Source organism: Bacteroidota bacterium (genome assembly GCA_016720935.1).
In the GTDB taxonomy this organism is placed as follows: Bacteria; Bacteroidota; Bacteroidia; order AKYH767-A; family 2013-40CM-41-45; genus JADKJP01.
The window spans coordinates 403,048-424,952 of sequence record JADKJP010000007.1 but is presented as its reverse complement, the minus strand read 5'-3'; the positions used below and the strand labels follow the sequence as shown (position 1 = coordinate 424,952).

Here is a 21,905-nt window from a genome sequence, read left to right as displayed (position 1 = left end):
TTTTGGCTAAAATCTGATTGATCCGGAATTTCTTTCCGGCCTGCGAAGTTAATACTTCTCAGGAACTTTTTTTATAATATATAATATTGACTATGAGTATCTTAACGCCTGAATAGGACTGATCCTGGTGACAATCATGGAAGGGATGACCAGCATGGCAATACAAATCAAAAGGGTTCCGATATTAAGTAAAAGAATATGAACCGGGCTTATACTGATAGGAACTACGCTGATATAATAGGACTGCTGATCAAGGTGAATCCAGTGGAAGGTCTTTTGAAGATAACACAAGCCAATACCGATGAGGTTACCCATAAGGAGGCCACGGAAAAGCAGGAACCCTGAAACATAAAGAAATATTTTACGGATACTAATGCTTCCAGCTCCAATCGCTTTCAAAGTTCCAATCATATTCACCCGTTCTAGAATGATGATGAGTAGTGCTGAAATCATATTGATTCCTGCAACGATTATCATCAGGGTGATGATGATGATCGCATTGATATTTTGCAAATCGAGCCAGTCGAAAATCTGAGGATAGATTTCCTTTATTGTTTTTGCATTGAGATCGGATCCTGTGATGTTATAAACTTTTTTCCCTTCTTCCTCCAGCTTATTAAAATCACGGATTTTGATTTCAAAACCTCCCACCTGATCCGTGGTCCAGTCATTCAGTTTTTGAATTTGTGCAATGTCACAAAAGAGATAGAGGTTATCAAATTCTTCCAGTCCGGTTTCGTAGATTCCGGTTATGGTAAATTTTCTTGCCCTTGGCGGTTGTTGAATAAAATACATGACAAGGTTATCACCTGTATGCAGATTGAGTTTTTGGCTGAGCAATTTTGAAATCAATACATCATTGCTTCGTTGCGTATCCTTAAATTGAATGATGCTACCTTCCACAAGACGTGAGTTAAAAAAGTCCCAGTTGAAATCAGGTCCAATTCCTTTCGCGACAACACCTTCTATTTCTTCTTTTGTCTTAATTATTCCCGCTTTGGTCGCAAATGTCTGGACATGTTCAATTTCAGGATCATTTTTTAGTTCCTTTAAAAAATCCTGTGTTTTGAAGATGGGTTTGGTTTCAAAAGAATTATTCTCATCAAAATTGCTCACCTGGATATGTGATCCAAAACCAATAACCTTATCCCTGATTTGCTGTTTGAATCCGGTAACGATAGCCAGGGCAATTACCATCACGGCAAAGCCCAGCGCGACACCGGCCATGGCAATCCTGAGTATCGGTCGTGATACTGATGATTTACCCTCCCTGGAAAAGGCAATTCTTCTTGCGATGAATAATTCGTAGTTCAAAACAGAACCGTAAGTTTGCAAAGATTAGCGTCTAAAGATATTTGATTCAGGCATGCACATGAATAGTCAGGGAAAAATCTTTTTCAATATTCTTATCTTGTTATTTACCGTGATTGCACCGGTGAACGCACAATTGACTGATTATGCTGCACGAATTAAAACCGGTAAGGATTTAAAGGTTGGCGCTGAGCGAATGGAAGCCTATCTGCCTTTGATTAAGGGGAAAAGAATCGCCATTGTTGCCAATCAAACCTCCAGAATCGGAACAACCCATTTGGTCGATAGTTTGCACAAACTCGGTATTAAAATTAAAAGCGTTTTCGCGCCGGAACACGGTTTCAGGGGAGAGCAGGGTGCAGGAGAAAAAATCAGCAATGGTGTGGATGCAAAAACCGGTATTCGCATCATTTCTTTGTATGGAAAACACCTTAAACCTACCAAGGCGGATATTGAAGGAACGGATGTAATTCTCTTTGATATACAAGATGTAGGGGCAAGGTTTTATACCTATATCTCCACATTGCAATATGTGATGGAAGCATGCGCGGAGCAAAATAAACTGCTGATCATTCTGGACCGGCCCAATCCAAATGGTTTTTATGTGGACGGGCCGGTTCTTGATACAGCCTATCGCTCCTTTGTTGGCATGAATTCCATTCCTGTTGTACATGGAATGACAATTGGAGAATATGCGAAAATGCTGAACGGAGAAAAATGGCTCAAGCGAAAAAAAATGTGCAGTCTGAAGGTCATTAAGGTACAAGGTTATACACATAAGGATTTGTATCAATTACCTGTCAGGCCATCTCCAAATTTGCCAAATATGACTGCAGTGTATTTGTATCCTTCGCTTTGTTTTTTTGAAGGCACAAGAGTGAGTCTTGGAAGAGGGACTGAATTACCATTTCAATGCATCGGTTACCCCGGTTTTAAAGGAGGCAATTTTGAATTTACACCAAAGGATTTGCCGGGTATTGCTTTGAACCCTCCTTATAAAGACAGCCTTTGCCAGGGTCTGGACTTAAGAAGTGCAACAAGAGATAGTGTATTTACTCGTTTGAATCTTCAATGGTTGATTCAGTTTTATGCTTCTTATTCAGAGAAGGAAGCATTTTTTATTCCCTTTTTTGAGAAACTTGCAGGAACAGCTTTATTAAGAAAGCAAATCGAATCAGGAAAAAATGAGGATGTAATTCGAAAGTCATGGATTCAAAAACTGATTCAATTTAAGGCGGTAAGGAAAAAGTATCTGTTGTACCCTGATTTTGAATAAATTTCGATCCCTAAATTTACAATTGAATTGTTGAAGATTAGCACTAAATCAACATTGTGAGTATCGTTGATTTTTTTATTTTTGAGAATCTCTTGAATCATTAGAAATATATGAGCCTATGAAAAAATTGTACTTACTTATTTTATTGGTCGTTCCTTCGTTTGCCGGTTTTGCACAGGACAGAACCTGTGCAACAATGACTTCGCTCGAGGAACGCATGAAAAAAGATCCTTCTTTGCGTAAAGTGCACGAGGATCATGAGCGAGCTACACAGGAGTGGATAAAAGCGAATACAGTTCCTCAGGCCACCTCTTTGATTCCCTCAATTCCCGGTTATATTCCAACAGGAAACAGGGAAGTTGATCAGCAACGATACGCTGCAGCAAAAGCTGCCTTGATCAGAAGCAGAAATCAAAATAAACAAGAAGCAGTCACTTCTCCTGCTTCCGGAGCTGAAGTCCAAAAGGAACCAGTAAAAAAGAAAAAAACTATCACTGGTTTTGTTCATGGAACAGAAGGAGGCTCAAAATGAAAACTATTTTCAGAACCCTAATTGTTTCTTGTGTAGTTTATTTCATTGCAACTGAAGCCGGAGCACAATGTCCGTATGACAACACGATATATTTAACCGGATCAGCGCCAACTGTTGTGAATGATTTTGTGGAAGCACCACAAACCTGGGCGGGTGAATTTAACCGTGTAACCGGAATGGTTGCAGGGAACACTTATCGTATTTCAACATGCGGGACACCAACTTTTGACAGCCAGATATCAATTTATCCGGCAGGTGGTGGAAACCTGATTGCAAGTGATGACGATGGCTGTGGAACTGCTGGCGGACCTTCATCCATCGATTTTACTCCGTCTGTTACCGGGGACTATGATTTGCTTCTTGATTTTTACCTGGACGATAATAACCCGTGTTCCAGCAACCAGGTGGACATGACTATGCGTGTCACTCTAATAAATACTGTAGTGGTCCAGGATCCCCCGGATGTAACAATTCCTGTGGTTGTACATGTCGTTTATAACAACCAAACAGAAAATATTTCTGATTCTCAAATTCTCTCCCAAATTGAAGTTCTGAACGCGGATTTCAGGAAACGCAATTCTGATTTTGGAATTGTTCCGGGAGCATTTTCAGGTGTTGCGGCGGATACCAAGATTGAATTTTGCATGGCATCAAGAACGCCGTCCGGACAACCAACAAATGGAATCACAAGAACTCAGACAGATACATTGGAATTTTTTGGTGATAACGGTGTGAAGTCGAATTCTACAGGAGGCGTAAACTCCTGGGATCCGCATAAGTATTTGAATTTGTGGGTATGTAATCTTGGAGGAGGATTGTTGGGTTATGCTCAATTCCCTGCGGATTTGGCAACAAGTCCACTCACTGATGGAGTTGTGATCGGTTACAAATATTTTGGAACAAATGGAGCCGTAACAAGTCCATATGATCTCGGCAGAACAGCTACTCATGAAATCGGACATTGGTTGAATCTACGTCACATCTGGGGAGATGCTAATTGTGGAGATGATTTTGTAAACGATACACCTACACAGCAGGATCATAATTATCAGTGCCCGAATTTTCCACATATCACTTGCAGCAATGGGCCTAACGGAGACATGTTCATGAATTATATGGATTATGTGAATGATAATTGCATGGCTATGTTCACCAATGGACAAAAGTCCAGGGTTGATGCAACAATGAGCGGTGCGCGAAACAGTCTGAGAACATCAACGGGATGTCGCGTAGTTGGAATAGAAGAAATTGCCTGGCTTTCCGGATTGAGCATTTATCCCAATCCGGGAGAAGGATTATTTCACATTTCCGGTTCAATTCCGTCTGGTGAAAAAGTGGAAATTACTGTGGTGAATGTGATGGGACAGATCATTTCTGTCAATAAGAATTTCACCGGAAATAATGATGTAATTGATCTGAGTTCCGTTAGTCCCGGAATTTATACTGTGAGATTTTCTACTGCTTCGGGATATAGTGCTACAAAGAAAATTGTAAAGCAATAATCGTATGGGTGAGAGACACCCATATTTTAAGATAAAACAAAAGCCGGATCCTATTGAATCCGGCTTTTGTTTTTCATAAATATCAGAGTCTTAGTTGACAGCTTTCATTTCAATGTGTTGTAAGGTTCTTCCGGGATAGACTTTGAGTGCTTCGTCCAGACATTTCATCGCTTTTTTTAAGGACTCCTGGTTCAGGACGTAAGCGATACGAACTTCATGTTTGCCTGATTCAGGCTTTGAATAGAATCCTGTTGCTGGAGCAAGCATCACTGTTTCATTTTCATAGCTAAAGGTTTCCAATAGCCATTGGCAGAATGTATCAGAATTGTCGATGGGCAATTGAGCGATGCAATAAAACGCGCCACTTGGTTTCGGGCAAAAGACACCTTCCATTTTATTCAGACTGCTAACTACAAGATTTCTTCTTTCAATGTATTCAGCTTTGACTTTTTCGAAATAGCTGTCCGGAGTATCGATTGCTGCTTCAGCGGCAACTTGTCCAAAGGTTGGAGGACTGAGACGAGCCTGAGCAAATTTCAACGCTGTAGCCATCAGCTCTTTATTTCTGGAGATGAGTGCACCGATTCTGGCGCCGCAAGCGCTGTAACGTTTAGAAATTGAATCCAGCAGCACCACATTGCTTTCGATACCGCTGAGATGCATCACCGAAGTATAGGGTTTTCCATCATAACAGAATTCCCTGTAAACTTCATCAGAAAAAAGCCAGAGGTCATATTTTTTCACAAGATCTCTCAGGGATTCAAGTTCCTCTTTGCTGTATAAATAGCCGGTTGGGTTGCTTGGATTGCAAATGAGGATCGCCTTCGTTTTGGAGGTAATTAGTTTTTCAAATTCCGCGATAGGGGGTAAAGCAAATCCGGATTCTATCGTGGAGCGTATAGGAACAACTTTCACATTCGCCTGGGTGGAAAAACCATTGTAATTGGCATAGAAAGGCTCCGGAATGATGATTTCATCACCGGGATCCATACAGCTCATCATCGCTATTTCAATGGCTTCAGAACCACCTGTAGTGATGATGATGTCCTGGTAATCGAGTTCAATATTAAATCGTTTGTAATAAGTGGTCAGTTTCCGGCGATAGGACTCAATTCCTGCAGAGTGACTGTATTCAACGACTTTCGGCGCGAATGTATGGATCGCGTTGAGCAGCGTTTCTGGCGTTTCAATATCGGGCTGACCAATGTTCAGGTGATAGATCTTTTTACCTTCTTTTTTAGCTTTTTCGGCAAAAGGGACCAGTTTGCGAATAGGAGAAGGCGGCATTTCACGGCCTTTTATTGATGTTTTTGGCATAGCATAAGTATTTACTATCCATTTATGGGCAAAAAATAAGCCCCCCGAATGGAGGGCTTAAAAATACAATTATTTTAGTTTCGGATTACTTAGCATCTGTTCCGGCAGGAGCGTCAGTTTTCACCGGCGCAGGAGCTTCAACATTGCCTTTCAGATGGAGGACTTTGTTTCCGCCTTTAGCATTAGAAGTGATTGTAACGGTTTTATCCTGCATTCCCATTTTACCGGTAGAATTGAATTCAACGTGAATCACGCCTTTCGCACCTTTAGCCACCGGCTCTTTTGGCCATTGAGGAACAGTGCAACCACAAGAACCATGAGCTTCAGTGATGATGAGAGGTTCCTTACCTGCGTTAGCAAAATTAAAATCGTAGGAAACTTTTTCACCTTGTTTTATTGTGCCGAAATTGAATTCTTCAACATCAAATTTAAAATCAGGAGCATTTTTGTTGTCCTGAACTGCCGGAGTAGCAGCAGGAGCTGTTTTAGCATCTTGCTGTGCATTTGCAGCGACAACAAAAAGGAACATCGATACTGCTAAGATTGCTTTTTTCATTCTTGTGATTTGTTTTGGATTGTTTGTTATGTAGTGTTAGTGTAATCTAAATTCGTGCCACTTATTTTTTTGAGTCTACGGCAGGTTGTTCAATTGGTTTTTCAACAGTCCCCTTCATATGGATAATCATCGGGTTTTGTTTCGCATTGGAGGTTAAAGTGACAGTTTTATCCTGAACCCCCATTTTACCGGCAGAGTTAAAAGTTACTTTAATCACGGAAGTCTGGCCTTTCATAATTGGTTCTTTGGGATAAACAGGTACTGTACATCCACAAGATCCTTCAGCTTTTGTAATGATGATTGGTTCATTTCCGGTATTTGAAAACTTAAATTCATAAGTAGTGGATTCTCCCTGAGTAATGGTGCCAAAATTATGTTCTTCCGTTTCAAATTTGAAGGAAGCCTGGTTGACATCGACATTGCCAATATTACTGAGAACTTTTTTCTCCTCCTGGGCAAAACCGCCAAAGGATGAGAGCAGGAGTAGGATAAACAGAGTTGAACGGAGTTTCATAAGATGAATTTAGAAGATGAGAATTCAGTAAAATTATTATTTTGAATTTTCCAGTGGTAAGCCGGATGTTTTCTTGACAGGCATAGTTTGATCTGAATTGTCTTCAGATGCTTCAACGACACCTTTAATAGTTAATATTTTCGGATCAGTTTTGGCGTTGGAATTCAGGGTAACAGTTTTTGTAAATGCACCAACTCTTTTTGTATCATAATGAACTTTAATCACACCGGTTTGACCTTTCATAATTGGTTCTTTAGGCCATGTAGGTACGGTGCATCCACAACTGCCCTTTGCATTTGAAATGATTAATGGTTCTTTACCGGTGTTTTTAAATTTGAATTCACATGAGCCATCAGCACCTTGTTTAATAGTACCATAGTCGTGCGTTTCATTTTCAAAGGTTATTTCAGCGGCATTTGGGTTATCCGCCTTTACTTCAGTAGTGGTAGCTGCCGGAGCTGTCTCCTGGGCAAAACTGTGGTTTGCAGCTCCAAGAATTAAAGCACATGAGATAGCGAGGTATTTTACTGTTTTCATAATTTTGAGAGTGTTTTTATTTAAGATTACAAAAATAGCCATTCATTTGAATAAGCTTCTATTTGACACCTTCTCTAACAAGATTTTTGCCAAAATTAGCAGGATGCTATGAAGGCAGAATGAAATTGGAATATGTAATTTTAAGGTGAAATTGAGTGAAAAGCGGCAATAGCTCAGTTGGTAGAGCATCAGTTTCCCAAACTGAAGGTCGCGGGTTCGATTCCCGTTTGCCGCTCAAATTAGGGCTAAAGTACTGAAAACAAAGACCCCGAAATCTAAATTTCGGGGTCTTTTCATTGATGTCTTCATAACCGGGGAAAAATCCATCCACGATTATATTTCTTCACCTTGCGTTCATCAATTATTTTGTTGTCAGAACTGCATATGGAATAATCATTTCTTCCAATGAGATTCCACCATGTTGCAGGGTGTTCTTATAATAGGTGACGTAATAATTGTAATTATTCGGGTATGCGAAGAAGTTATCCTGTTTTGCAAACACAAATGCCTGGGACAGATGCTGGCGGGGAAGCATGGCATCTGCAGGGTTTTTCACTTCGAACACCTCACGTTTGTCGTAGTTGAGATTTCTTCCCTGCTTGTAGCGCAGATTTGTGTTCACTGTTTTGTCTCCGACAATTTTTGTTGGTTCTTTTACACGGATGGTACCGTGATCCGTTGTGATGATCAAACGAATTTTTTTCTCGGCCATTCTTTTGATAGCTTCAAAAAGCGGGGAGTGTTCAAACCAGGAAAGTGTAATGGAGCGGTAAGCTGCTTCGTCTTCGGCCAACTCACGGATCATCTCCATTTCTGTACGTGCGTGTGAAAGCATGTCCACGAAATTATAGACGATCACATTGAATTTGTTTTGCAGAAGATTCGGAACGTTCTCAATAAGATCTTTTCCTTCCTGGTGGTTGGTGACTTTCGTATAGGAGAATTTGTACTCCTTGCGAAAACGCTTGATGGTATCGGCAAGGAAATCCTGTTCGTGTTTGTTTTTTCCACCCTCATCTTCATCATTCAACCAGAGATTCGGGAAACGTGCTTCGATCTCCGAAGGCATGAGCCCTGCGAATATTGCATTCCGTGCATATTGAGTCGCTGTAGGCAGAATACTGAAGTAGAGATCATCTTCCTGGATTCTGAAGTATTCCGACAAGAGAGGTTGTAGGATCTTCCATTGATCGTATCGCAGGTTATCAATCAGAATCATGAATACCGGATCCGGACTTTCATCCACAGCCGGAAGAATTTTCTTTTTCATCAGCTGGTTTGAAAGAACCGGAATGTCTTTATCCTGATTTTTCAACCATGACAAATAATTATTTTCAATAAATTTTGAGAAGAGTTTGTTGGCTTCGCTTTTTTGAGTTGTCAGAATCTCATACATGCTGTCATCAGCCGATTTCTGTAATTCCAGTTCCCAATAAACAAGTCGACGATAAACATCTACCCATTCTTTCCAGGTCAGCTTATCACTGAGTGTCATTCCAATGTTGCGGAACTCCTGTTGATAAGCGGAGGCTGTTTTTTCACTGATCAGTCGCTTGTTCTCAAGGTTCTTTTTTAGTGACAGGAGAATCTGATTAGGATTTACCGGTTTGATCAGGAAGTCTGCAATCTTACTTCCGATTGCCTCTTCCATGATACTTTCTTCTTCGCTTTTTGTAATCATGATCACCGGAATTTCCGGCTTCAGATTTTTCATGCGGGTAAGTGTTTCGAGACCGGATAATCCAGGCATATTTTCATCCAGGAAAATGATATCGAAATTCTGTTTCTTGAATTGTTCAAATGCATCACCTCCATTGGTTGATGTAGTAACATCGTATCCTTTTTCCTGTAAGAAAAGCAGGTGGGGTTTCAATAAATCTATTTCGTCGTCGGCCCAAAGTATTTTAATTGTGTCCATAATTTCGGTGGAAATAATTGCCGTGTTGCGGCCTTCAAAGGTAGCAAAGTTGTGTCGATTCATGAGTTGTGTTTAAATGTTTTTAACGATGATTGTAAGCAATCCATCCTGCATTCCTCTTTGTAACGTCCAGGCGGCTTTTTTATTGAGAGAAATGCGGAATAGGTTCACATTCATGGTGTAAAATCAAATTGAATACGGATATTTGCAAAAGTTCAGAAACAATACACTTGTGAAATCAGCCCACTTAAAGATTGTGAATGACCCTATTTACGGGTTTATTCAAATACCCTTTGAGAGTGTTTTTCGTCTCATTGAGCATCCTTCATTTCAGCGGTTGAGAAGGATACGCCAGCTCGGAATGACACATCTGGTCTATCCCGGTGCGCATCATACCCGTTTTCATCATGCTCTGGGTGCCATGTACCTGATGGGAGAAGCTATCGAAATTCTTCGTTCCAAAGGGCATGAAATTACTCCGGCGGAAGCGGAGGCAGTCACCATTGCCATTCTGTTACACGATATTGGTCACGGACCTTTTTCACATGCTCTGGAAGACAGCATTGTTCCGGGCATTAAGCATGAAGAAATTTCAGCGCTCTTCATGGATGCTTTAAACAAAGATTTCAATGGGGAGCTCTCCCTTGCCATTGAGATTTTCAGAGACCGATATCCCAAACGTTTTTTACATCAATTGGTGAGCAGTCAGTTGGATGTTGACCGACTTGACTATCTGACTAGGGATAGTTTTTTTACCGGAGTTTCAGAAGGAGTGATTAGTCACGATCGCATTATTAAAATGCTTGAAGTATGTAATGATCAGCTTGCCATTGAAGAAAAAGGAATCTATTCAATAGAGAAATTTATAGTCGCAAGGCGATTGATGTACTGGCAGGTGTACCTCCACAAAACTGTTGTTTGCGCCGAGCAATTGCTCATCAATATCCTGCGCCGGGCCAAGGATCTTAGACGGGACGGGATAGATTTATTCGCTACACCTGCGTTGGCATGTTTTCTGGAGAGAGTTTATACACGCGAAGATTTTCTGAATGATCCGTCGCTGCTGGGTACATTTTCAGAGCTGGACGACAGTGATATCACTACAGCCGTGAAACAATGGAGTAAACATTCTGACCCGATTCTCTCAGAGTTGTGCAGGAGAATGATGAACAGGCAGCTTTTTAAAATAGTCCTGCAGAAGGAAAAATTCTCAGATTCATTTATCATTGATAAAAAAGCACAGGTTGCAGATATGTATCGCCTGAATCCCGATGAAGTGAGTTATTTTGTTGTACATGGTGCTCTTGTGAACAATGCATATGATACCCGAAGTGACAAAATCAATATTCTCCTGAAGAACGGAGATGTTTTGGATATTGCAGATGCGGCGGATACTTTGAATATAAAATCAATCAGCGGTCCGATTGAAAAGTATTATATTTCTTTTCCGAAATAATTTGTTTTTTTTCATGACTAATCAACCCGGGATTTTGCTTCTTCATGGTGCGCTCGGAAGTGCTGAGCAATTGAAAGACCTTTCAGTGGCTTTGAAAGATCTTCACCCTATGATTGTGGAATTTACCGGTCATGGAAAAACACCTGATCAGGGAATTTCATGGAGCATTGACTATTTTGCGGATCACCTTGAGCGTTTGTGTTCAAGGTTCGATTCGCCTGTTTATGTGTTTGGTTACAGTATGGGTGGATATGTTGCATTGTCCTTGTCAATGAAAAGACCGGATTTATTTAGAGGCATCATTACCCTGGGAACAAAATTTGACTGGACTCCTGAATCTGCCAGAAAGGAAAGTTCCAGGATGAATGCAGAGAAGATTCTGGAAAAGGTTCCGGTTTTTGCAGCGGATCTGATGAAAAGACACGGTTCTTCAAATTGGAAAATGGTCTTGAAAAAAACTGCCGACCTGATGCTTTCGCTGGGTGATAATCCAGCGTTACGAATAGGGGATATTTCCTCTTCAGACTTGCCGGTACTTTGTTGTCTGGGTGAAAAGGACAATATGGTCAATATGGATGAAACATTGGCTTTTATGAAAATCTTCCCTGACGCTACTTTCAGATTACTTCCGGATACACCTCATCCAATTGAACAGGTTTCGGTCTCTCTATTAGCTTCTGTTTTATCCGGATTTGTAAATTCCAATCGGGAAATGTCCTGAGCTTTTCACAAAAAAAGGGAGGTTATACTGAAATTTATTGGCTCGGCTTCATTCTGTAAAATCATGGATTTGTAATCTTCCCGTAATTAAGCAAGTCTTAAAATAAATGGGCCTAAATTGCGTTATTTCAAAGGAATAGCAGCTTTCAGTTGACTGCTATATATAAAAAATCTTACCTTAGAGCCTCATTTAAAATCGATGGAATTTACAGCCAGACAAGTCAGTGATCTCCTTCAAGGAGTTGTCGAAGGAGACGCGGGAGTAAAGGTCGACCGTTTAAGTAAAATTGAAGAAGGAACCCCGGGATCATTAAGCTTTCTGGCGAATCCAAAATATGCTCAATTCATCTATTCAACGAACGCTTCTGCGGTTATTGTTAATGCTGATTTTGTTCCTGAGCATCCGGTAAAAGCTACATTGATCAGGGTTGAGAATGCTTACCAGAGTTTTGTCAAGCTTTTGGAAATATATAATCAGATTCAGCGGGATAAGAAGGGTATAGAGCAACCAAGCTATATTGCCACGAATGCACAAATGGGGGAGAATTGTTATGTTGGGGCATTTGCATACATCGGGCAAAATGCTAAGATTGGAAATAACGTTAAGATTTACCCACAGGCTTTTGTCGGGGACAATGTGAGTATCGGAGATAACACTACATTATTTGCCGGTGCCAAGGTGTACTCGGATTGTGTTATCGGAAAAGACTGTACGCTCCATACGGGTACCGTGATCGGTGCGGATGGATTTGGATTTACTCCGAACAGTGAAAATCAATACAACAAAGTCGCTCAGATCGGTAATGTAATCATTGAAGATTATGTTGAAATCGGTGCCAATACAGCAATCGATCGTGCAACATTGGGTTCCACGATTATCCGAAAAGGAGTAAAACTGGATAATCTCATTCAGATTGCCCACAATGTTGAAATAGGAGAAAACACAGTGATCGCTGCGCAGACAGGCGTAGCTGGTTCAACAAAAATCGGGAAGGATTGTATGATTGGCGGACAGGTAGGAATTGTAGGCCATATCACCATTGCTGATAAAGTTAAAATTGCTGCTCAATCCGGTATAGGTTCAAGTATAACAACTGAAGGAGAAATTGTACAGGGATCACCTGCCTTTAACATTGGCGATTACAAACGAACCTATGTTGTTTTCAGAAAATTACCGCAGTTGGAAAAAAAGATTAAGGAACTCGAGCAAATGATTACTGATTTAAAACAAATTCCTTCTTAATCTCTAAAAAAAATCATCATTAGTTATTCAAAAAAAACGGATCACATTTTGTGATCCGTTTTTTTTTGTGCTACTCTTTCGTGAATTGTAACTTTTTCAAGAAATCGTTTTTCTCTATGATCAATGTATACATACCTGAACCAAGTTGCGATATATCAATTTTTGAAATCAGATCATTTATAAGTCCTTTTAAGACCAGGCGCCCTGTGCCATCCATAATCATATAATTTCCTTGCATCATTTCTAAGGGCAATTTCAGATTCAGAGAAGTACTTACTGGATTAGGATAAATCATCAGATCGAGTCTGTTGAGAATATCCTGCATGGATACTTCAAAAGAATAAATTTCCGACATGAATCGGCATCCGTTGGTATCTACAACTTCAATGGTGTAGTTTCCATTCGCGTGTGTTGCAAGATAAGAATGAGTTGCATTTTGAAGTACTGAACCATCCAGATACCATTGATAACTATCGAATCCCCCAAGGGTCCAGAGCATGGTGTCATTTCCTTCGGTTATATATAATGGGTCGTGTTGAAATACCGTAATATCTACTGTAGAAGAAGAAGTACAATTGTTAGCATCGGTGATGGAAAGTGTATAAGTTGTGGAACTGTCAGGGATACAAAATGGGTTTGGCGATGCAGGGTTGTCAAGATATCTTGAAGGAGACCATAGGTACGAATAAGGAGAAGTACCACCGGTGGCAGTCGGAATCCCTCCAAGATGGATTGTATCTGGTCTGCAAACTGAACTATCTGTAAAAGCCTGACTGACTAGTTGTGCGGGTTGATGGACAACCAGTGTTTTGATTTTGTAACAACCGTAAAAATCGCTGATATAAACCTGATAATTTCCTGCCGCCAGTCCGGTGAATGAGGCAGAATGATTGGAAGTATCATTGGGCCAGTAATATGTATACGGAGCACTGCCTCCGGTTACTGTAACAGAAGCGATACCGCTGTGATCGTTGTAGCAATGAAGATCTGTAGAAATGTCACTAGCATGAATCGAATCAGGTTGTAGGATCGTAAATGGCTGCACCATAGTGCATCCATTTTGATCCGTGATAGTCACAGAATAATTCCCTGCAGGAATGTTTGCAATTGAATCAGTTGTTTGACCTGTATTCCAGAGATAGGAGTAATTACCAGTACCACCCGAAACCCATACTTTTGCAAGGGAACCAATGGTTCCATTATAACAATAAACAAAATGTTGGGTGACCATTGTGGTCAAAGGGGCAGGTTCGTTAACAGTTCCTGAATTCGTGCCTGAGCAACCGTTGTTATCTGTGAATGTCACAGTGTATGTTCCTGCTGCGAGACCGGTGGCCGTTGAAGTGTTTTGGACCGGATTTGTGTTCCATGAAAATGTGTAAGGTGATATACCGCCGGTTATGCTAACATCCAGAGCTCCGTCTGCATCTCCATTGCAGTGTATTGGAGAAGATGTGATTGCTGAACCGAGAAGATCGGGTTCGGTTATAAGTGTGGAATAGGAGGTTGAACAGCCCAGATCGTCAGTGACAATAATGGTGTAATTTGCGGGGGCAAGATTGTACGCGGAATCTGTGTTACTCACATTTGGAGTCCAGCTATAAGAATAAGGCAAAGTTCCATCTGTAACCGTGACTGATGTGCTACCATTTGCACTTCCATGACAGGTGACATTGCTTTGTGCTTCAAGGCTGATGACAGGGGCGTTTGGAGCAATGATGGTGACGGCTCCAGTCTGAGTGCAACCATGATCATCTGTCACCAGCACGGTATAAGTTCCACTCGATAATTGTGAAATTGTAGAATCGGTTTCTCCGGCATGGGACCAGAGATAAGTATAATTCCCGGTACCACCCTGAGAATTTGCAGTAGCTGTTCCATTTGCAATTCCACATGTGGCAGGAGTTGAAGAGGTAGTCACTACAATTTGTGAAGGTTCTGTCACGCTTGCAGAAGCGGTGACAGTGCATCCGTAAAAATCAGTAATTGTAGCCGTATAGGTTCCCGGTGAAAGTGAATTTGCAGACGAACCAAAGCCGGATGCAGGTTGCCAGCTGTATGTAAATGGAGCTGTACCACTCAGGGGGCTTACGGAAACAGACGCATTGTTGGCATCGAAACATGTTGCATCCGTGGCGGAAATGCTAGTCGTTACTGCCGGAACAACGGTTATGGACTGACTGATGGGATCCCCATTCCCGCATGCATTTGAGGCAAATACTGAAACATTACCACCGATACCACTCGCCGTTGCAGTAATTGAATTAGTGCTAGATGTACCTGTCCATCCCGTGGGAAGATCCCATGTATAACTTGTCGCTCCTGAAACAGCCGGTACAGAATAGGTCACGGTAGAATTACTGCACACGGTAACAGGGCCAACAACAGGATCCGGTTGAATAGGAGCGCAACTTCTTTCCTGTATTTGTAAATTGGCGAGATAAGTCAGGTCAGAAGTGGAGGAATATGGAATGGAACTTCCATTTCCGTCTCCAATAACAATGGCTGCATAAAATGTGATTCTACCTGATCCGGCAGGTGGGGCTGTCCAGTTAAAGCTCCAGTTAGCTGAGTCGGTATTCACCAGTCCTGTGAGTGTTTGTGTAATGTATTTTCCAGCAACACCTCCGTATGAAGCAAATGTCCTCGAAGAAGTTGATGTCAATGTACCCTTGAACTGGTCGATGGAATCCAGAGAGCAAAGTGAGAATCCAAAGGAGGTGTATCCTATGCTTGCTACACGGACAGTAACCGTGTATACAGACAATGGATTATAACCTGAAGCAGGAATATTTGAGAAGATGCTTGCGACAACGGGATTATTCTGAGGAGCGACTCCGGTGTGACATGAAGTGCAATTCTGAACATCATGAGGAGAACCTGTATAATTATAGAAGGGGGTAAAAGCGGTTGTGTAATCGGAATATGACTTTGCTTTATTGGTCAGAATGTCTGCAGCGACACCTATAATGAGACAAATAAAAAGGCAACGAATAAAAAGTTTCGTTTTAATCATCTTAATTAATTGTTTAGGATAAAGTATTCTAAGTGATTTCAATCGGGAAGAAACAAATATAGAATATACATCCGGCAATTCAAAAAATAGACAAATTCACTTCCGAATGTTGTTATTTCACCGCTAAGAAGCCTGGAATCCTGTTCAGTGAATAGATTGGTAAACATGCTATTCCTTTAAAACATTTTTTGTTAATTCTCAGAGCAAATTCTATATTTACCTCCGTTCAAACTCTTATCCTGATGAAAAAATTATTGTTCATTCTGTTGTGTCTTTTTAGTGTTTTTATTGAACAGGGAAATAGTCAAAATTACTGCCTTCCACAGTACACCGGAACACTTCCTAATGCAACTTATATTCAGCAAGTTGTCCTTGGCGATTTACGTGATAATCATTCTATTGCGCACCAGGCTGCTCAGTATATTGATTATTCAAGTACAACAACTACAGATTCATTTTACTTATATACTACTGAATTGATACGGGGAAAAAATCAGTCCTTAAGAATTGTTGCAAATAAACCCGGATGTGCATTTACAGCCTGGATTGATTACAATGAAGATTTTTCATTTGACGGGCAGGATGAAAAGATAGGAGTTATTTATGGACCCGGAGCATCGGGTACAATTCAGTTTCATATTCCATCATGGGTGAATCCGGGTGATAAGCGCTTACGGGTGATGGTAACGGATACGACAAGCGGACTGGGTTTGCGTTCGGATTTTTTAGCGTGCGAACCGATTGATCCATTGATTGGACAAACTTTGGATTACACAGTTGAAATAGATTCCAATTATTGTTTTCCGATTTTGTCACAATGTGATACAACATTTATGATTGACGGTATTGAATTTGGAAATATTGTTAATCTTAATACCGGAAAAGGCACTGATTGTCATTCTGATTATACAAATAATCCGGTATTCCTTGGCCAGTTTTCAAGTGGATTCAATCTGCCAATTACATTTCATCTGAAAAACCTATTGTCGAATTTCGCATACCTGAACACATGGATAGATTTTGATGATGATGGAGAGAATGAACATTATGAGCGGTTTAATACCATTGTTATTCCTGTGCCTGCCGGTCCGCCTGTTGATAAGGACACCACTACAACAATTACTTTGCCGAATGCAACAGGCTTCAAACGATTTCGTGTTCAATTATCCAATGCACAGGTCACAACTACCTATGAAGATGAAGCTTGTGTTTCCTTCGCAAGGGGCGAGTACGAAGATTACCTGATCTATCTTTCCGATACTTTGTGTTATCCTTCCAACAGCGGATCTTCTGTTAATGGAACTTTTGTTAATGATTTGAATGTAGATGGTTTTTCCACTCCTTTAAGTGCGGGGGGGACAGTTGTGTATAAAAATTATTACGATTCAGTCAGTGCGGCTATTCCACTTACTGCTGATACAACCCATAACATCCTTGTACAATGGGTGAAACCAATAGGAACAACAGCGTATGTTGGTATTTTTGCAGACTGGAATAATGATGGGGAATTCAATATCAGCAATGCGAACGAAAATTTACTTTTGGGTAGTAGCGACAGGATTCTATATTACACAGACAATGGTGCAGGTGCTCAACAAAGTCGTCCCTTCAAATTCAGGACTCCGACCAATCTCTCTGCAGGTCCTATTCACCTGAGGGTTGTGGTCTCTGATTCAGCGAAATTTAACTTCCAGTGTCCGAATCCTGATTCAGTTCACAGTGGCGAAATCGAAGATTATAAATTGATCATTGCCAATGATGATAGCCTGGCTCCAATTCCTTATGTGATCCCAAGTCCTGGTTTGGGAAGCGGAACGCAAGGCGTTCATAATTTTTGTCCGGGTTATGTACAGTTTTTTGATGCAAGTTATCACCACCCTTCAAAATGGCATTGGTATTTTCCCGGAGGTCAACCCACAGAAGATACAGTTCCTAACCCACGTATTTTTTATTCAAACGCAGGCGCTCATTCTGTAAGACTGGTGGTTGAGAATAGTTTTGGTGTTTCAGATACAGTCACCTGGACAGATTTGATTTATATCACCGCTAATGGGATCAATTTCCGGGATTCGCTCGGGAATTCATTAACCGGTTCTGTAGTATCCTGTTCAGGTGCATCCAGTTTTCAGTTGAATGCGCAGGATGGTTATTTTGACAGCTATAGCTGGAACAATGGAGCAGGAACTTCCGCTCAATTTTCTTCTACGTCTGCATCTCTTCCGGACACAAACAGAGTTGTGTTACTGACTCACACTACTGCGAATGGAATGGAGTGTTTCATTCAGGATTCAATTTTAGTGACGTTGAATGCTACTCCTTCCATCAGTATTACTGCGGATACAAATGTTGCGGAAATTTGTGCAACGAATTCCTTTAATACAAATATTACTGCACACAACACGAGTTCGATTTTCGGAACTTATAGCTGGTCTTATTTGATTGATCAAACTTCTGCGCAGGCAATTAATGATAACGACACTTTATTAAATTATAATCAGGATCTCAGTCAGCAGGCGGGACATAGTGTTTCCTATGTATGCACCTACAATCCGGGTAACCCGGGTTCTTATGGTTGTGCCCTTGCTTATGATACTGTAACTTATCAGATCAAAGCCCAACCTGTGGCCAACATTCACATCGTTGATGACGGATTTAATTGTGTTGGTGCCAATCTTACGGCGTTTGTAGATACAAGTGGCGGAGTAGGTCCATGGCATTATCAATGGAATACAAATTCAGGAACAATCAATGGCTCAAGCACACTTGAAACACTCCGGGTCGATAATGCACAAAACACATCTACTATACTTACCTGTGTGTATCATACAGAAGGTTTGGGTTGCGATACCCCGACAGTAAATAAAACCGCGGGCCTTTTCAATCAACCTATACTTGGGATTGTTTCAACTTCAAAAGTAAGTATGTGTAATGGAGATACACTTAGATTTATGACTTCTGTAACACAGGGAAATAATGCCGGAACGGGACATTTCCATTGGGAATGGAGGTTAAATCAAAATTCATCGTGGAACCCAATTGGTGATACCATTTCCAATTTTCAAAGAAATCTGAACATCGGAACTATTCCCGGTGATACAACGGTAATTATCAGAGCTCAATACCGCGACAGCATCGATAACTGGGGTTGTATTTCCGGATTTGATTCTACGAACCTTCGAATTCGAATCGCTCCACAGGAGATTGTTACGGTGAATCAAAGCTCAGTATGTTCCGGAGATAATATTACCGCGAGCCTGGTGGATATTGCCGGTTACAGTCATCATTGGAATATTGTTACTCTTTCTGACAGCCTGATTGTCGGTCCACAGGAGGACACCATCACTATTAATAATTTCAATTTTACAATTTTAAATCAGTCCCTGATCAATACCGGTTTTGCGAATTTACTTGTTCAGCCAATAACGTCAGATCCTAATTCTTGTAATGGAATTCAAGACACTATTCCATTGGTCATACACAGGGTTCCTGCTTCACCTTTAATTCCTCATAGCGATACGACTGTTTGCAGCTTTGCCCAGAATCTTATTTTTCCTATTGCTGCACAAGCAGGTATGCAATATATCTGGACTACACTGGGCTCAACTTTGTTGAACATGAATAATCCGGATACAAGTACTGTTGGCGGCTTTAGTGTGAATGCGGTAACCTCTGTTCAAACGGATTCTGTAAGTGTATATGGTGTATACACCAATGACCCGGTCTGCAGAGGAGCTTCTGCTTTTGTTCAGTTTACAATCACTCCTGATATTGCGCCCAATACTTCAGGAAATATTGTGAAATACCTTGAGTTGGATAATACGCTTGTTTGTTTACGCAATGATGTAGATGGGTTTCAATGGGGTTGTGACAGGAAATCGGATTTGAAGGATTCTATAATACCCGATCAAATTTTCCAATCGTGTTCTTTTGGTAATAGTTTTGATGTCACAAACTTTTATTACTGGGTCATTCTTTACCAGGGAAATTGCAAGAGCAAGTATTATTTCGGTGGAGTTAACGGAAATGATTTTCCGGATTATGTAAGAGGCGGCTTGCCGCAAGAGACAACAGATGGTTCACCATCCCTTCTTGTTTTTCCAAACCCTAGTCAGGGAAATTTTGTAATTTCTTTGCAAAATTTTTTGGGTACTAAAGCGACAATGGAAATATATGATGCATTGGGTAAGCAGGTAGGAAATAAAGAGGTTGAATTAGGGTCTGACCCGGAGGTCAGGTTTGAATCCAATTTTAATCTGGATAAGGGAATTTATTGGTTGCGCGTAGTCTCCACACAGGGAGAAACGGCTTTAATTTCATTTGTCATTCAATAATAAATGATCATGAAAAAACATTTCTATATATCTTTTTTGGGTTTGTTGTGTTTGTCATTGATGAGCAATGCTCAGAATTCTAAAAAAGAACTGATGAATCGACTGGATGATTTCCTGAACGATTTCTCTAGTACTTCCTCATTTCGGGAAATAGGAGGAACTGAATTTTCCGAAACTCAGGCTAAAAAATTCAAAGAGATGTTTGCTGAAAATGCAATCGTATTTGATGATATTGATGCTTCAGTCGTTGAAGATAATTTAGGGGGAAGTCCTTACCAGTTAAAGAATAAACCGCTCGATGAATACATCGCTGATGTACGAAAAGGTTTTCCTGCCGGTATTCGGGTTGAAATTCTGAATTCGACAATTAATTTTGATCGTCTTGACAGTAACCTTGTTAATGTTGTTATTCAAAAGAAAGTTAGTGGCAAATCTTCCACATTAAGTCGTTTTGAAAATAATGATACACTCTTGCTTGAACTTGCCGTAGTCAATGGAAATTCTTTTTTGATTAAGAAAATATCCATGATTGGTTCTTCATTCAGTTGTGCAAATGATAAGGACAACGATGGAGTGATCGACGAGCAGGATGCCTGTCCCGGTGTAAAGGGGGAGATCCGGTTTAAAGGTTGTCTTGATCGTGACAGAGATGGAATTCCTGACAATGAAGATCCATGTCCTGAAGAATATGGCAGTTCTTTCAACAAAGGATGTCCAAAGGAAGTATTTACCAACAAATACGGAATAGATCTGTTTCTCGGATTTGTTGTGAACACACCAAAGAATCCTGTTTTTGAAAAATCTACTCTTGCTTATGATGAAGTGGATTTGGAAAATACCAAAACAGGAACCCTTGCTTATGTTTCGAAATCCGCCACATCCCTGATTAATGGCTTGGAAGTATCGCTAAGTCTGAATAAGAACAATACCGCGGCAATAGGGCTTGGAATTAACTACAACAAATTTACAATGGATGTAGCCTGGGACGGATTTCATGCTGAATATAAAGAAGTGGATCGTAACCCGGTTCATTATCCTTTCAGAAGACTCCTTTCTCTAAAGGACACAAAAGAACATTGGGAATCAACATATCTTTCCATTCCCGTGATGCTGAAATTCAGAAAACGATTACAGGAAAAGATCGGAATTTATTATGAGCTCGGTCCTGCATTTGATCTGATCAGTATTTCAACCACCTCCAGTTCAATTGCTGATAAAGAAGCAATTTATGTCGCAGGGACGATCGCGAATGAACCCTGGACTTATTCGAAAAATTATCAGTATTCCCAATCGGATTGGATCATTACCCGTGATGTTGTGAATTCGTATAGTAATTCGGGTGCGGCAACTTATTTCGACATGTTACAACGAAGTGGTTATGATGTTGCATTGGATAAAGCACTGTCCGGGACTTCAGAAAAGGTTTCAAGAATTGGGTTTAGCGGTATTGCCAGAGTTGGTGCTTTTTACATGATTGATCAGTCGTTCAGCGTTTTTGCAGGAGCTGTGTATTCGATACATTTCTCTTCCAAGAAACAGGAGGCAAATTATTCACCTGTAGGGAAAGACAACGATTATCAATCTGTATTGAATGGTATTAGTAAATATGACGGGCAGAATTTTGGCGCCATGTTGGGACTTAAATATGGTTTTGGGAAATAATTAATAGTAAATAC

At 40.6% G+C, this 21,905-nt stretch carries 15 protein-coding genes and 1 tRNA gene; 9 read left to right on the top strand and 7 right to left on the bottom strand.

The window, feature by feature from the left end:
* Positions 1-90: 90 nt before the first annotated feature.
* Entirely contained in the window at positions 91-1,314 is a 1,224-nt protein-coding gene (locus IPP86_16000) for an ABC transporter permease (protein ID MBL0140006.1), read from the bottom strand.
* 58 nt (positions 1,315-1,372) lie between these two features.
* Between IPP86_16000 and IPP86_15995 the strand changes: the two genes are divergently transcribed.
* The 3 genes from IPP86_15995 to IPP86_15985 all read left to right on the top strand — a co-directional run bounded on the left by IPP86_15995 (position 1,373) and on the right by IPP86_15985 (position 4,621).
* Positions 1,373-2,587: a DUF1343 domain-containing protein gene (locus IPP86_15995; protein MBL0140005.1), complete on the top strand. Its 1,215-nt coding sequence runs from the start codon at positions 1,373-1,375 to the stop codon at positions 2,585-2,587.
* Positions 2,588-2,705: 118 nt separating this feature from the next.
* Positions 2,706-3,119, top strand: a complete 414-nt coding sequence (locus IPP86_15990; GenBank protein ID MBL0140004.1) for a hypothetical protein — start codon at positions 2,706-2,708, stop codon at positions 3,117-3,119.
* Entirely contained in the window at positions 3,116-4,621 is a 1,506-nt protein-coding gene (locus tag IPP86_15985) for a T9SS type A sorting domain-containing protein (protein ID MBL0140003.1), read from the top strand. The genes IPP86_15990 and IPP86_15985 overlap by 4 nt, the downstream gene beginning before the upstream one ends.
* 90 nt (positions 4,622-4,711) lie before the next feature.
* Here the strand turns inward: IPP86_15985 and IPP86_15980 are convergent, their stop codons facing one another.
* The 4 genes from IPP86_15980 to IPP86_15965 form a co-directional block, all read right to left on the bottom strand.
* Positions 4,712-5,938 carry a pyridoxal phosphate-dependent aminotransferase gene (locus IPP86_15980; GenBank protein ID MBL0140002.1) on the bottom strand — a complete coding sequence of 409 codons (1,227 nt, stop codon included), beginning with the start codon at positions 5,936-5,938 and terminating at the stop codon, positions 4,712-4,714.
* 85 nt (positions 5,939-6,023) lie between these two features.
* A complete protein-coding gene (locus tag IPP86_15975; protein MBL0140001.1) occupies positions 6,024-6,494 on the bottom strand; it encodes a DUF1573 domain-containing protein in 471 nt (156 codons plus the stop codon).
* Positions 6,495-6,555: 61 nt separating this feature from the next.
* Positions 6,556-7,008 (bottom strand): DUF1573 domain-containing protein, encoded by a 453-nt coding sequence (locus IPP86_15970; GenBank protein MBL0140000.1) that lies wholly within the window; start codon positions 7,006-7,008, stop codon positions 6,556-6,558.
* A gap of 36 nt (positions 7,009-7,044) precedes the next feature.
* Positions 7,045-7,545, bottom strand: coding sequence for a DUF1573 domain-containing protein (locus IPP86_15965; GenBank protein MBL0139999.1), 501 nt, complete (start codon positions 7,543-7,545; stop codon positions 7,045-7,047).
* A gap of 162 nt (positions 7,546-7,707) precedes the next feature.
* Between IPP86_15965 and IPP86_15960 the strand changes: the two genes are divergently transcribed.
* A tRNA-Gly gene (locus IPP86_15960) sits at positions 7,708-7,780 on the top strand.
* A gap of 126 nt (positions 7,781-7,906) precedes the next feature.
* Here IPP86_15960 and IPP86_15955 read toward each other — a convergent pair.
* The gene (locus IPP86_15955; protein ID MBL0139998.1) at positions 7,907-9,463 is read right to left on the bottom strand and encodes a PglZ domain-containing protein; all 1,557 of its coding nucleotides are present in this window, start codon (positions 9,461-9,463) and stop codon (positions 7,907-7,909) included.
* Positions 9,464-9,695: 232 nt separating this feature from the next.
* Between IPP86_15955 and IPP86_15950 the strand changes: the two genes are divergently transcribed.
* From IPP86_15950 to lpxD, 3 genes are all read left to right on the top strand, one after another.
* Positions 9,696-10,919 carry an HD domain-containing protein gene (locus IPP86_15950; protein ID MBL0139997.1) on the top strand — a complete coding sequence of 408 codons (1,224 nt, stop codon included), beginning with the start codon at positions 9,696-9,698 and terminating at the stop codon, positions 10,917-10,919.
* A gap of 13 nt (positions 10,920-10,932) precedes the next feature.
* A complete protein-coding gene (locus IPP86_15945; protein MBL0139996.1) occupies positions 10,933-11,640 on the top strand; it encodes an alpha/beta fold hydrolase in 708 nt (235 codons plus the stop codon).
* Between the two features lie 198 nt (positions 11,641-11,838).
* Complete coding sequence (gene lpxD, locus IPP86_15940) at positions 11,839-12,882, top strand: UDP-3-O-(3-hydroxymyristoyl)glucosamine N-acyltransferase (GenBank protein ID MBL0139995.1); 1,044 nt, start codon at positions 11,839-11,841, stop codon at positions 12,880-12,882.
* A 70-nt stretch (positions 12,883-12,952) separates the two neighbouring features.
* Here lpxD and IPP86_15935 read toward each other — a convergent pair whose 3' ends face one another.
* Positions 12,953-15,898, bottom strand: coding sequence for a T9SS type A sorting domain-containing protein (locus IPP86_15935; GenBank protein MBL0139994.1), 2,946 nt, complete (start codon positions 15,896-15,898; stop codon positions 12,953-12,955).
* Positions 15,899-16,140: 242 nt separating this feature from the next.
* Here IPP86_15935 and IPP86_15930 point away from each other — a divergent pair, with 242 nt between their 5' ends.
* Entirely contained in the window at positions 16,141-20,229 is a 4,089-nt protein-coding gene (locus IPP86_15930) for a T9SS type A sorting domain-containing protein (GenBank protein MBL0139993.1), read from the top strand.
* A 9-nt stretch (positions 20,230-20,238) separates the two neighbouring features.
* Complete coding sequence (locus IPP86_15925; GenBank protein ID MBL0139992.1) at positions 20,239-21,891, top strand: hypothetical protein; 1,653 nt, start codon at positions 20,239-20,241, stop codon at positions 21,889-21,891.
* Positions 21,892-21,905 lie beyond the last annotated feature (14 nt).